This is a genomic window from Pseudoclavibacter sp. CFCC 11306 (assembly GCF_008831235.1).
In the GTDB taxonomy this organism is placed as follows: Bacteria; Actinomycetota; Actinomycetes; order Actinomycetales; family Microbacteriaceae; genus Pseudoclavibacter_A.
Window position 1 is genome coordinate 180,943 of record NZ_WBKF01000001.1, and the last position, 12,913, is coordinate 193,855.

General features: G+C 63.4%; 11 protein-coding genes. 10 read left to right on the plus strand and 1 reads right to left on the minus strand.

Going from position 1 to position 12,913, the window contains the following annotated elements; translation table 11 throughout:
• Positions 1-7: 7 nt before the first annotated feature.
• From F8O09_RS10580 to F8O09_RS00815, 7 genes are all read left to right on the plus strand, one after another.
• The gene (locus tag F8O09_RS10580) at positions 8-676 is read left to right on the plus strand and encodes a DivIVA domain-containing protein (protein WP_158031609.1); all 669 of its coding nucleotides are present in this window, start codon (positions 8-10) and stop codon (positions 674-676) included.
• A gap of 8 nt (positions 677-684) precedes the next feature.
• Positions 685-1,260: a signal peptidase II gene (gene lspA, locus F8O09_RS00790; RefSeq protein ID WP_158031608.1), complete on the plus strand. Its 576-nt coding sequence runs from the start codon at positions 685-687 to the stop codon at positions 1,258-1,260.
• Positions 1,250-2,176: an RluA family pseudouridine synthase gene (locus F8O09_RS00795; protein WP_158053620.1), complete on the plus strand. Its 927-nt coding sequence runs from the start codon at positions 1,250-1,252 to the stop codon at positions 2,174-2,176. Before lspA ends, F8O09_RS00795 begins: the two co-directional genes overlap by 11 nt.
• 46 nt (positions 2,177-2,222) lie before the next feature.
• Positions 2,223-5,750, plus strand: coding sequence for a DNA polymerase III subunit alpha (gene dnaE / locus F8O09_RS00800; RefSeq protein ID WP_225732788.1), 3,528 nt, complete (start codon positions 2,223-2,225; stop codon positions 5,748-5,750).
• A 157-nt stretch (positions 5,751-5,907) separates the two neighbouring features.
• On the plus strand, positions 5,908-7,218 hold the full coding sequence (hisD, locus tag F8O09_RS00805; RefSeq protein WP_158053621.1) for a histidinol dehydrogenase: 1,311 nt from the start codon (positions 5,908-5,910) through the stop codon (positions 7,216-7,218).
• Positions 7,219-7,225: 7 nt separating this feature from the next.
• Positions 7,226-7,738, plus strand: a complete 513-nt coding sequence (gene nrdR / locus F8O09_RS00810) for a transcriptional regulator NrdR (RefSeq protein WP_158031606.1) — start codon at positions 7,226-7,228, stop codon at positions 7,736-7,738.
• Positions 7,738-8,811, plus strand: a complete 1,074-nt coding sequence (locus F8O09_RS00815; protein WP_158054401.1) for a quinone-dependent dihydroorotate dehydrogenase — start codon at positions 7,738-7,740, stop codon at positions 8,809-8,811. The genes nrdR and F8O09_RS00815 overlap by 1 nt, the downstream gene beginning before the upstream one ends.
• A gap of 1 nt (position 8,812) precedes the next feature.
• Here F8O09_RS00815 and F8O09_RS00820 read toward each other — a convergent pair whose 3' ends face one another.
• Positions 8,813-9,397 (minus strand): DUF3043 domain-containing protein, encoded by a 585-nt coding sequence (locus F8O09_RS00820; RefSeq protein ID WP_158053622.1) that lies wholly within the window; start codon positions 9,395-9,397, stop codon positions 8,813-8,815.
• A 262-nt stretch (positions 9,398-9,659) separates the two neighbouring features.
• Here F8O09_RS00820 and F8O09_RS00825 point away from each other — a divergent pair, with 262 nt between their 5' ends.
• The 3 genes from F8O09_RS00825 to ctaD all read left to right on the plus strand — a co-directional run bounded on the left by F8O09_RS00825 (position 9,660) and on the right by ctaD (position 12,913).
• Positions 9,660-10,010: an iron-sulfur cluster assembly accessory protein gene (locus tag F8O09_RS00825; RefSeq protein ID WP_318655640.1), complete on the plus strand. Its 351-nt coding sequence runs from the start codon at positions 9,660-9,662 to the stop codon at positions 10,008-10,010.
• A gap of 241 nt (positions 10,011-10,251) precedes the next feature.
• Positions 10,252-11,169 (plus strand): cytochrome c oxidase subunit II, encoded by a 918-nt coding sequence (gene coxB / locus F8O09_RS00830; protein ID WP_158031604.1) that lies wholly within the window; start codon positions 10,252-10,254, stop codon positions 11,167-11,169.
• A 13-nt stretch (positions 11,170-11,182) separates the two neighbouring features.
• Positions 11,183-12,913 (plus strand): cytochrome c oxidase subunit I, encoded by a 1,731-nt coding sequence (gene ctaD, locus F8O09_RS00835; protein WP_158031603.1) that lies wholly within the window; start codon positions 11,183-11,185, stop codon positions 12,911-12,913.

The window sequence follows — 12,913 nt, forward strand, 5'->3', positions numbered from 1 at the left end:
GTAAGTAATGGCCTTAACGCCCGATGACGTTCTGAACAAGCGGTTCCAGACGACGAAGTTCCGCGATGGCTATGAGCAGGACGAAGTCGATGACTTCCTTGACGAGGTCGTCGTCGAGTTCCGTCGCCTGAGCGATGAGAACGAGTCGCTCAAGGCCAAGGCTCAGGAAGCCGACGAGCTGAAGTCGAAGCTGGCTCGCGCCGAGGCCGAGATCAAGATGCTGCGTCAGAGCCGTGGCACCGAGGCTGCGCCGGCAGCAGTCGCCGCAACCGCACCCGCTGCTGCTGCGCCCACGACGAACAACGCGTCAAACGATGCCGAGCCGCGCAACGAGTCAGACGAGGCCACCTCGCTCCTGCAGCTTGCTCGCACCCTGCACGATCAGCATGTTCGCGAAGGCGAAGAGACCAAAGAGAAGACCATCTCCGAGGCTCGCGTCGAAGCCCGCCGCATCCTCACCGAGGTGCAGGATCGCAAGACCAAAGAGCTCAACGACCTCACCCAGCGCAAGACCACTCTTGAAGCTGACATCAAAGATCTCGAGACGTTCGAGCGTCAGTACCGTTCGTCGCTCAAGTCGTTCATCAGCGGTCAGCTCAAAGACCTCGAGTCGTCGGGTTCGCTCGCTGAGAGCACCACGAAGTCGGTGCACGGCAGCAGCAACGGCCGAAAGTAGCGTGACGCGTGGCTGATTCCTCAGCCTCGCACGACATCGAGCGGCGGGCCTCGGCCCGCCGCTCGATTCTGTCTGTGCTGGGCATCGCATCTGTGGCGGTGGTCATCGACCAACTCGTCAAGATCTGGGCGATCGCGACTCTGACATTGGGGCAGCCGGTCTCGCTGGTCGGCGACCTCGTTCAGCTACGTCTGGTGTTCAACCCGGGTGCGGCCTTCTCCATGGGCGAAGAGATGACGTGGGTCTTCACCGTGCTCGCCGTCATCGTGTCCGGTGTGCTCGTCTGGTTCTCTCGGTCGCTGCGCTCGACCCCCTTGATCGTGCTCTTCGGCGTGTTCTTGGGCGGGGTCGTCGGCAACCTGGTCGACCGGCTGTTCCGCCCGCCCGCATTCGCTCGGGGGCACGTCGTCGACTTTCTGCAGCTCAAGGGCTTCGCGATCGTGAATCTCGCCGACATCATGCTCACCTGTGCGGTGATCGGGCTGGTGCTGATCATGCTCTTCCGCCCTCGCCAGTTCGAAGAGGTCTCGGCAGCGGCCAAGGGCGAGTCGTCAGCTGTACGAGCAGACGAACATGCCCAGTAAGCTCGTCTCCATTCCGCCTGAGCTCATCGGTCAGCGCGCAGACACAGGCCTGGCAGAGCTGACCGGGCTGTCACGGGCCCGTATTCAGTCGCTGATGACATCGGGAGACGTCACACAGGGAGGCCGACCGCTGCACAAAGCCGACCGACTCGAGGATCGCGGTCTCGTCACCGTCTACTGGGAGGAGGAAGACCGTCTCGCGGTGCGTCCACTCGACGTTCCCGACCTCGAGATCGTCTACCTCGACGATGACATCGTCATCGTGAACAAGCCGGTGGGCGTCGTCGCGCATCCGGCGACCAGCTGGACCGGCCCGACGGTGCTCGGCGTGCTCGCTGCACGCGGGATCAGTGTGGCACAGGGCGGTCCACCCGAACGGCACGGCATCGTGCAGCGACTGGACGTCGGCACGAGCGGCCTGATGATGGTGGCTCGCAGCGAGCCGGCCTACAGTGCGCTGAAGCAGGCCTTTCGCGATCATACCGTGCACAAGACGTATCAGGCGGTCGTGCACGGGCATCCAGACCCCAGCAGCGGAACCATCGACGCGCCGATCGGCCGTCTGCCGCGTGCCGACTGGAAGTTCGGCGTGGTCGCCGGCGGGCGCCCTTCGGTGACCCACTACCGAACGCTCGAGGCCTTCGCTCGCGGCTCGCTGCTCGAGATCCACCTCGAGACCGGACGCACCCACCAGATTCGTGTGCACATGTCCGCACGGCATCATCCGCTGATGGGCGATCCGCTCTATGGTGGCGACCCTGTGCTGGCCGAGCACCTCGGTCTCACCCGGCAGTGGCTGCATGCGGTGCGTCTCGACTTCGCTCACCCAGTGACCGCAGAGCCGATGGTCGTCGACAGCGAACCGCCGACAGACCTGCGGCACGCCCTCTCGCTGCTGCGCGACCCACAGGCGTAGACTGGGCCGAGTTCCCCTGAGTCACGTCTGCGAAAGGCGATCGTTCTTGGCTGCATCATCGAGCACCGCTTCCGACAGCTTCGTGCACCTTCATGTGCACAGCGAGTACTCCATGCTGGACGGTGCCGCGAAGATCAAACCGCTCATCGCCGAGGCGGCCCGGCTCGAGATGCCGGCGTTGGCCATCACCGACCATGGCAATATGTTCGGCACGTACGAGTTCTACTATGCGTGTCAGGACGCCGGGATCAAACCGATCATCGGCCTCGAGGCCTATCTGACGCCGGGCACCAAACGCCAGGATCGCTCCCGCGTGCGGTGGGGCAGCGGCGGCGAAGACGACGTCTCGGGCGGCGGATCGTACACCCACGCCACGATGCTCGCTGAGACGACGGAGGGCATGCACAACCTCTTTCGGCTCGCATCGCTGTCGTCGATCGAGGGCTTCTACTTCAAGCCTCGTATGGACCTCGAACTGCTGCAGCAGTATGCCAAAGGCATCATCGCGACGACGGGCTGCGCCAGCGGCGAGATCCAGACTCGCCTGCGCCTCGGCCAGTACAAAGAGGCTCGCGAGGCTGCGGCACGGTACCGCGACATCTTCGGGCCTGACAACTACTACTGCGAGATCATGGATCACGGCATCGACATCGAGCGCCGTGTGATGAGCGACCTGATCGACCTTGCCAAGGATCTGCAGCTTCCGCTGGTGGCGAGCAACGACCTCCACTACACGCATGCAGAGGATGCCCATGCGCACGCCGCGCTGCTGTGCGTGCAGTCCGCCTCAACTCTTGACGATCCCAAGAGGTTCCGCTTCGGCAGCGACGAGTTCTATCTGAAGACTCCGAAGCAGATGCGCGAGCTGTTCCGGGACTATCCAGGCGCCTGCGACAACACGCTGAGCATCGCCGAACGCTGCGAGGTGGAGTTCGTCAAACGCGACCTCACCCCGAAGTTCGACGTGCCGGAGGGCGAGACGGAGCTCACCTGGTTCAAGTCCGAGGTCGAGACCGGTCTACACTCCAGATACGGCGAGACCGTTCCCGAACCGGTTCGCGAGCGGGCGAACTACGAGATGGGCATCATCGAGCAGATGGGCTTCCCCGGCTACTTCCTCGTGGTCGCCGACTTCATCCAGTGGGCCAAGGGCAACGGCGTGCGCGTCGGCCCCGGGCGAGGGTCAGCCGCAGGATCGATGGTCGCCTATGCCATGCACATCACCGAGGTCGATCCGCTCGAACACGGCCTCATGTTCGAGCGATTCCTGAACCCCGAGCGTGTGTCGATGCCTGATGTCGACGTCGACTTCGACGACCGTCGCCGCACCGACGTGATCAAGTACGTCACCGAGAAGTACGGCTATGATCGCGTCTGTCAGATTGTCACCTACGGGTCGATCAAGGCGAAGCAGGCGCTGAAGGACTCCTCTCGCATCCTCGGACTGCCGTACTCGGCCGGTGAGAAGCTCACGAAGGCATTTCCGCCCGCCGTCATGGGCAAAGAGATGACCCTCGAAGAGATGTACGACCCGGATGCCAAGCGGTATCAGGAGGGCGCCGAGTTCCGCGAGGTCGTCGAAGGCGACGAGGTCTCGCAGAAGATCCTGGAGACGGCGCGGGGCATCGAAGGGCTGAAGCGCCAGTGGGGCGTGCACGCAGCGGGCGTGATCATGAGCCAGGAGGCTCTGATCGACAACATCCCCATCATGAAGCGCGAAGAAGACGGCGCGATCATCACGCAGTACCCGTACCCGGCGTGCGAGAACCTGGGTCTGCTCAAGATGGACTTTCTCGGTCTGCGCAACCTGACCGTGATGGGCGATGCGGTCGATTCGATCAAACAGAACCGTGGCGAGACGCTCAATCTGCAAGAGGTCTCCCTCGATGACAAACCGACGTACGACCTGCTCTCCCGGGGCGATACGCTCGGTGTGTTCCAGCTCGACGGCGGGCCGATGCGCACGCTGCTCAAGCAGATGAAGCCAGACAGCTTCGCCGACATCTCGGCTGTGATCGCGCTCTACCGCCCGGGCCCCATGGGCATGAACTCGCACACGAACTACGCGCTGCGCAAGAACGGCCTGCAGCCGATTCAGCCGATTCACTCAGAGCTCGAAGAGCCGTTGAAAGACATCCTGGGCGAGACCTACGGTCTTATCGTCTACCAGGAGCAGGTCATGGGCGTCGCCCAGAAGGTGGCCGGCTTCACCCTCGGTCAGGCCGACATGCTCCGTCGCGCCATGGGCAAGAAGAAGAAGTCCGAGCTCGACAAACAGTACGCCAACTTTCATCAGGGCATGGTCGATCGCGGCTACTCGGAAGAGGCCGTCAAAGCGCTCTGGGATACGCTGCTTCCCTTCGCCGGCTATGCGTTCAACAAGGCGCACTCGGTCGGCTACGGGGTCGTCTCCTACTGGACAGCCTTCCTGAAGGCGAACTACCCGGCCGAGTACATGTCGGCTCTGCTCACCAGCGTCGGTGACTCCAAAGACAAACTCGCGATGTACCTGAACGAGTGCCGCCATATGGGCATCTCGGTGCTGCCGCCCGACGTCAACTCCTCGTTCCTCGGGTTCTCGGCCGTCGGAACAGACATCCGCTTCGGTCTGGGAGCGGTGCGCAACGTCGGTGCCAACGTCGTCGACGCGATCGTGAAGACCCGTGAGACAGAAGACCCGTTCACGAGCTTTCACGACTTTCTGCGCAAAGTGCCGCTCACCGTCTGCAACAAGCGCACCATCGAATCGCTGATCAAAGCAGGTGCCTTCGACTCGCTCGGCAGCACCCGCCGCGCGCTCATCGAGATTCACGAGCAGGCAGTCGACGAAGCGGCCAAGCTCAAACGCAACGAAGCGCACGGCCAGGTCGACCTGTTCGCCGGGATGTTCGATCTCGACGAACAGCCGGGTGCCGAGGTGCCTGACCGCCCCGAGTGGGACAAACACATCAAGCTCTCGTTCGAGCGCGAGATGCTCGGGCTCTACGTGTCTGACCATCCGCTGCACGGGCTGGAGCGCGAGCTCTCTCGGCACGCAGACGCGAACATCGTCGACATCACCGGTGGCGAACGGTTCCACGACGGAGACAAAGTCGCCATCGCCGGGCTCATCACGAGCGTGCAGAAGCGCATCGCGCGCAACAGCGGCAACGAGTACGCCATCATCGAGGTCGAAGACTTCACCGGCGAGATGTCAGCGCTCTTCATGGGCAAGACCTTCCAGGAGTTCTCTCCGGCGCTGGTCGCCGACTCCATCGTGGTCGTGCGCGGTCGCATCAACGAGCGTGATGACGGCGCGACGCTGCATGCCTATTCTGTTTTCACCCCCGAGATCAAGGGTGCCGGGGGAGCCGGACTGCCGTTGATGCTGAGCATTCCAGAGCTGACGGCGACACCAGAGATCGTCGAAGATCTGTCGTCCATTCTGGTGCGCCACAGCGGAGACACCGAGGTGCTGCTGAAACTGATGACTGCGGGTGCCGAGCGCGTCTTCGAGATTCCCTATCGGGTCAGCGTCACTGCGGCACTGTACAGCGAGCTCAAAGCACTGCTCGGCGCCAGCTGCATCGATTGAGGCCAAGCCCACGGCGCATCCGTCTAGGCAGCGTCCATACTGAGGGCAGCGTCGATCCTGGGGACAGCGTCGACACTTGGGCCGCGTCGACACTTGGGTGCAGAGCCGACACGGAGAACAGTGTCGACACGGGGCGCAGAGTAGACTGTGGTGTGTGATGCACACTATCGATTTTCGCGAGCAGAACGTCCACTCCCTCTCTCTCAGAGACCGGCTTCCTCGCCCGCACCATGACGTGGCCGCCGCCGAGCAGGCTGCGCAGCAGCTCATCGCCGACGTGCGAGAGAACGGTCGCGCGGCGCTGATCGATCAGGCTCAGCGGTTCGACCACGTGCAGATCGACGAGTTCCGGGTCAGCCAGGCCGAGATCGACGCCGCGGTTCGCGAACTCGATCCGAGCATCCGCCACTCGCTCGAGATCGCCATCGAACGCGTGCGCAAGGCGACAGCGGCTCAGCTGCGCGAGCCGGTCGTCACAACCTTTCCCGGCGGGTCGCGCATCACCCAGCGCTGGGCACCGGTGCAGGCTGCGGGGCTCTACGTGCCCGGTGGCAAGGCGGTGTACCCGTCGAGCGTGATCATGAACGTCGTGCCCGCACAGGTCGCAGGTGTGCAGCGGCTGGCGCTCGTCTCGCCGGCGCAGCAGGCATTCGGCGGCGCCGTGCACCCCCTGACCCTTGCGACGGCCGGTCTGCTCGGGCTCGACGAGATCTACGCCCTCGGCGGAGCCGGAGCGATCGCTGCGCTGGCCTACGGGGTGCCTGAGATCGGGCTCGACGCCGTCGATGTGATCAGCGGGCCCGGCAACGCCTTCGTCGCCGCCGCGAAGCTGGCCGTCTCTCGTGACGTGGCCATCGACTCCGTCGCCGGTCCGACCGAGATTCTCGTCATCGCCGACGAACACGCTGACGCCGATCTGGTCGCGGCAGACCTGCTGAGTCAGGCCGAGCACGACGAGGATGCCTCCTCGGTCTTGGTGACCGATTCCGAGACGTTCGCCGATCAGGTTCGTGCGCGACTGAGCGTTCGTCTGGATCACACTCCCAACCGGGAACGTGCCTCAGTCGCACTGAACGGAGAGCAGTCGGCCGTGGTTCTGGTCGACGACCTCGATGCCGCGCTCGCGGTGAGCGACGCCTATGCTCCCGAGCACCTTGAGATCATCACTGAGAGCGCCGAAGAGCTGGCCGATCGGGTGCGCAACGCCGGCGCGATCTTCGTCGGCCCCTACTCTCCGGTTCCGCTGGGCGACTACATGGCAGGGTCAAACCACGTGCTGCCGACGAGTGGGCGCGCGCGGTTCAGCCCGGCGTTGGGCGCCTACACCTTCCTGCGTCCGCAGCAGATCATCGAGTACACGCGTGAGGGCCTCGCCGAGATCGCCGAGCCCATCGAACGATTCGCCGAGGCCGAGAAGCTGAACGCACACGCCGAAAGCATCGCCGCACGATTCGAGAGCAAGGCCTGAGTCACCGATGCACTGTCCTTTCTGCCGCCACCCAGACTCCAGGGTCGTCGACTCTCGCACGTCCGACGACGGAACGTCCATTCGCCGCCGTCGCCAGTGCCCGGCCTGTGGTCGTCGGTTCAGCACGATCGAGACGGCATCGCTGTCAGTGGTCAAGAGCGGGGGAGTGCTCGAGCCTTTTCGACGTGACAAGATCATCGCGGGTGTGCGCAAGGCCTGCCAAGGCCGGCCGGTCAGCGACAGTGACCTCGCCCTGCTCGCCCAACGCGTCGAAGAGACCATTCGGCAGAGCGGCGCCAGCGAGGTCAAGTCGCATGACGTCGGACTCGCCATTCTCGAGCCGCTGCTCGAACTCGACGAGGTTGCGTATCTGCGCTTTGCGAGCGTCTACCGCAGTTTCTCGTCGATTGATGACTTCGAAGAGGCCGTGAAACGACTCCGCGGCCGAGCAGCCGCACACGAGGCTGCGAATGACCAGGCGGCTGCCACCGCGAAGAGCACCAAGAAGGGCGACGCATGATCTACCGGCTGCTGTTCGACAACGTGCTCACCCGCATGGACCCCGAGAAGGCGCACGTGCTCACCGTCGCGCTGCTGCGCGTCGCCCATGCCACTGGCGTCGGTGCCGTCGCGAGAGCCAGCACACGTCCGGATCAACTGCTCGAAGTCGAAGCGTTCGGCCAGCGTTTTGCCACACCGTTCGGCATCGCTGCGGGCCTGGACAAGAACGCGGTCATGTTCGAGGCGCTTGGTGACCTCGGCTTCGGCCACGTCGAGGTCGGCACCATCACGGCAGATCCGCAGCCGGGCAACCCTCGGCCTCGACTGTTTCGGCTGCCCGCCGACCGTGCGCTCATCAATCGCATGGGCTTCAACAACAAAGGCGCGGCCGCGGCTGCGGAACGCCTTCGTGCGCGCGATCGGCGATCAGCGCTGCGGGTGGGCGTCAACATCGGCAAGAACAAAGTCGTCCCGCTCGAAGAGGCCCCCGAGAGCTACCAGCGGGCTGCCAGAACGCTGGCGCCGCTCGCCGACTACTTGGCCGTCAACGTGAGCAGCCCGAACACGCCGGGGCTTCGCTCGCTGCAGCATGTGGAGACGCTGCAGCCACTGCTCAGCGGCATTCGCGAGGTCGCCGGCAGAACGCCGGTGCTGGTGAAGATCGCTCCGGACATGAGCGATGACGAACTCGTCGCGATCTTGGCGATGGCGGCCGAGCTCGGGCTCGCTGGGATCATCGTGACCAACACCACAGTGTCGCGGGAAGGGCTCACCACCGACCCCGCGACCGTGGAGCGCATGGGCGCCGGAGGTCTCTCAGGACGGCCACTGCACGATCGCTCCCTTGAAGTGCTGCGTCTGCTCGCCGCACACAACGAAGCCCGCCTGCCCATCGTCTCTGTGGGCGGCATCCGCGACGCAGCTGACGTGTGGGAGCGCCTCGAACTCGGGGCGACACTCGTGCAGGGCTATTCAGAGTTCATTTATGCCGGCCCGGGGTGGGCCCGACAGATCAACCGGCAGCTGAAGAAGCGGCTGCAGCGCAGCCGCTTCTCATCGTTCGCCGAGCTGACCGCAGCCGCGTACCGCTGAGTCAGAGGCGGCGGTTCGGGTCGAACTCGCCGCGCTTGACCGCCGGCTTCGGCAGACGCATGCCGCGCATCTGAATCGCGCGCATCGCAGCGTAGACGCCGAGACCCTTCTCGACCTCGTCTTTGCCGAAGCGGTCGGCCGCGATCTTCCGTGCTTTTCGTCCGATCACAAACGAGTCGATGAGCAGAGCGGCGACGAAGACCCACAGACCGACGGTGTAGATCGTGACGATCATCGGCTCGCGGATGAAGGTCAGCACGATGACGATGATCATCACGGGAAGCATGAACTCTCCCAGTGACCAGCGGGCGTCCACGTAGTCGCGAATCAGACGCTTCTGCGGCCCTTTCTCTTTGGCCGGCAGAAACCGGTCGTCGCCCGCGGCCATACCGAGCCGTGCCTTCTCTCTTTCGGAACGGGCACGAGCCTTCGCCTCTTTGCGATCGTTCGGAATGAGTGGCCGCTGGTTTCGGGCCTCAGCCTCACGGCGTTTCGGGGTGGGGCGCCCTTTGCCCTGATGCAACGTCTCGTCAGTCGACTCATTCTGATCGTTGCCCTGTGCGGAATCGTGGTGCCTGCTGCTCACGCGTGCTGCTCCTGGAAGTCGAGGTGTGCCAGATCGACGCGGAGCGCCGACCTTCGGGCGCCGTCTCCGACGCACTGCTCCATTCTATGCGGTGCCGGAGCGACGCCAACCGGCATGGCGATGGCCCGAGCCGGCCCTGCACGGCGAAACTCCGCAGTGCTGGGAACACACCAGTGCGCGACGACGTTGGAAACGACGTAGGATGCTTGCAGAGATCGCCGGGCGTCGATGACGTGCGGTGCAGCTGAAGAAGGAGACCATCGTGGCAACCGACACCATTGAGAAGCACAACGTCGCGCTCACCGATTCCGCGGCGGAGAAAGTGCACGCTCTGCTCACACAGGAGGGCCGTGAGGACCTTCGCCTGCGTGTTGCCGTTCAGCCCGGGGGCTGCTCAGGCCTGATCTACCAGCTCTACTTCGATGAGCGGCTGCTCGACGACGATCTGCTCGCCGAGTTCGCTGAGGGAGTCGAAGTCGTCGTCGACAAGATGAGCGCACCCTATCTCGACGGTGCGACCATCGACTTCGAAGACTCCATTCAGAAGCAGGGCTTCACGATCGACAATCCCAACGCACAGGGGTCATGTGCGTGCGGCGACTCGTTCCACTGATTCTTCGGCTTCGTCAGACGGCGGTCACCACCCGAGTGTGAGTCTCGGGCGGTGACCGCCGTCTGCGTGTCGCGGCGTCCAGGCCCACGGGCTCAGGGCTCATGCTGTGAATTTCACAGCCGATGCACGGAGAATTCAGTCTTTCGGTGTGCATATGGTCAGTGAGACGGTTCGGAGTGGGTAATATGGATAGTGCGTCGATGTATGTCGATGCTGCGTTCAGAAGCTACCGATAGGAACAATGGTGCGTTCGAGAGTGAAGAGAGCCGTCGCTGCGAGCGGCGTCTTGGGCATCGCGGCCCTGGCGTTGAGCGGGTGTTCAGATGATGCGAAGCGAGGGTTTCTCCCCGCGTCAGACACCACTGACCACACTCAGCAGATCACTGATCTGTGGGTTCATTCATGGGTCGTGCTCTTGGGCGTGGGCTTGGTCGTCTGGGGCCTGGTCGTGTGGTGCGTCGTCGTCTACCGGCGTCGTAAGGGTGACACCGGCGTTCCGTCGCAGACTCGCTACAACCTGCCGATCGAGGTTCTGTACACCGCCGTGCCGTTCGTGCTGATCATCGGGTTCTTCATTGCGACCGTCCATGTGCAGTCGGCAACCGAGGCCAAGGCGACGCCTGCCTACGACGGAGCCGACGTTCAGGTGCAGGTCGTCGGCAAACAGTGGAGCTGGGACATCAACTACCTCACCACTGCTGGCGACCCTGACGTTCACGAAGACGCCGGCATTCAGGCCGACTATGTCAGCGGCCCGACGTTCGACGAGTCGAAGCTGCCGACGCTGTACCTCCCGGTGAACAAAGAGGTCAAGATCAAGCTCGACGCTCGCGACGTCGCCCACTCGTTCTGGGTGCCGCAGTTCCTGTACAAGAAAGATCTGCTTCCGGGCGTGCACAACAACTACTGGACGTTCACTCCTGAGAAAGAAGGAACGTTCCCGGTCAAGTGCGCCGAGCTCTGCGGCGAGTACCACTCGATGATGCTCATGAACGTGAAGGTCGTCTCCGACAGCGAGTACCAGACTCACATCGCGGAGCTCCGCGAGCGTGGCAACACCGGCGCACTCGGGCATGAGCTCGACCGCCGCCAAGATCTGAAATACAACTCCGATGATGCCGAGCACACGCACAGCGCTGCTGCCGTGACAGAGAATTGAGGGGAAGAGAACTATGACTTCCGCAACAGCAGTCGCGGGCTACTCGCCCAAGCTGGGTAAGAAAGGCCATTCGATCGTCAGATTCCTGACGACGACCGACCACAAGACGCTCGGCTACCTGTACATCGTCCAGTCGTTCGTCTGGTTCCTGTTCGCCGGCGTGCTGGCCCTGCTCATCCGAGCGCAGCTCTTCGAGCCGGGCCTTCAGGTGATCCCGACGAAAGAGCAGTACAACCAGCTCTTCACCATGCACGGCATCATCATGCTGCTGATGTTCGCGACACCGCTCTTCGCCGGTTTCGCAAACGTCCTGGTGCCACTCCAGATCGGTGCACCGGATGTCGCGTTCCCGCGCCTGAACGCGCTGGGCTACTGGACGTACACCGTCGGTTCGCTCATCGCGGTCGCCGGGTTCCTCACGCCTCAGGGCGCAGCCTCGTTCGGCTGGACCGCCTACGTCCCACTGTCGACGTCGACGTACTCACCCGGTATGGGCGGCGATCTCTGGGTCATTGGCCTCGCCATGTCCGGCTTTGGAACGATCATGGGTGCGGTGAACTTCATCGCGACGATCGTCTCGCTGCGTGCGCCGGGTATGACGATGTGGCGTATGCCGATCTTCACCTGGAACACGCTGGTCACCAGCATCCTGGTGATCATGGCGTTCCCGCCGTTCGCAGCTGCGCTCTTCGCTCTGTTCGCCGACCGCAAGTTCGGCACGCACATCTTCGATCCAGAGACCGGTGGAGCCATGCTCTTCCAGCATGTGTTCTGGTTCTTCGGGCACCCTGAGGTCTACGTCATCGCGCTGCCGTTCTTCGGCATCGTCTCAGAGATCATTCCGGTCTTCAGTCGCAAGCCGATCTTCGGCTACCGCACACTGGTTCTCGCGACGATCTCGATCGCGGCCCTCTCCGCGACCGTCTGGGCGCATCACATGTACGTCACCGGCCAGGTGCTGCTGCCGTTCTTCTCACTGATGACGATGGCCATCGCCATTCCGACGGGCGTGAAGTTCTTCGACTGGATAGGCACGATGTGGCGAGGGTCTCTCACCTTCGAGACTCCGATGCTCTGGTCGATCGGCTTTCTGATCACCTTCTGCTTCGGTGGACTCACCGGTGTGATCCTGGCCAGCCCTGCTCTCGACTTCCAGGTGTCTGACACCTACTTCGTCGTGGCGCACTTCCACTACACGCTGTTCGGAACCGTCGTGTTCGCCATGTTCGCCGGTCTGTACTTCTGGTGGCCGAAGTTCACGGGCAAGATGCTCAACGAGACTTTGGGCAAGGTGCACTTCTGGCTGCTGTTCATCGGCTTCCATACGACGTTCCTCGTGCAGCACTGGCTGGGCGCGATGGGCATGCCTCGTCGTTACTACACCTACCTGCCGCAGGACGGCTTCACGGTGCTGAACCAGGTGTCGACCATCGGTGCCGCCATTCTGGCGATCTCGTTCCTGCCGTTCTTCTGGAACGTCTACATGACCACTCGCTACGGCAAGCGCGTCAACGTCGACGATCCTTGGGGCTTCGGCGGCTCGCTCGAATGGGCCACCAGCTGCCCGCCGCCGCGGCACAACTTCACGGCGATCCCGCGCATCCGCTCGGAGCGTCCGGCGTTCGACCTGCACCATCCCGAACTCGCACTCGCCACGGCCAAGCAGACCGAGCAGGCAGATCGACATGAGGCTCTCGCCGACGTGCCGGCCGTCCGTGCGGCGAGCGACAAGAAAGAGAACTGA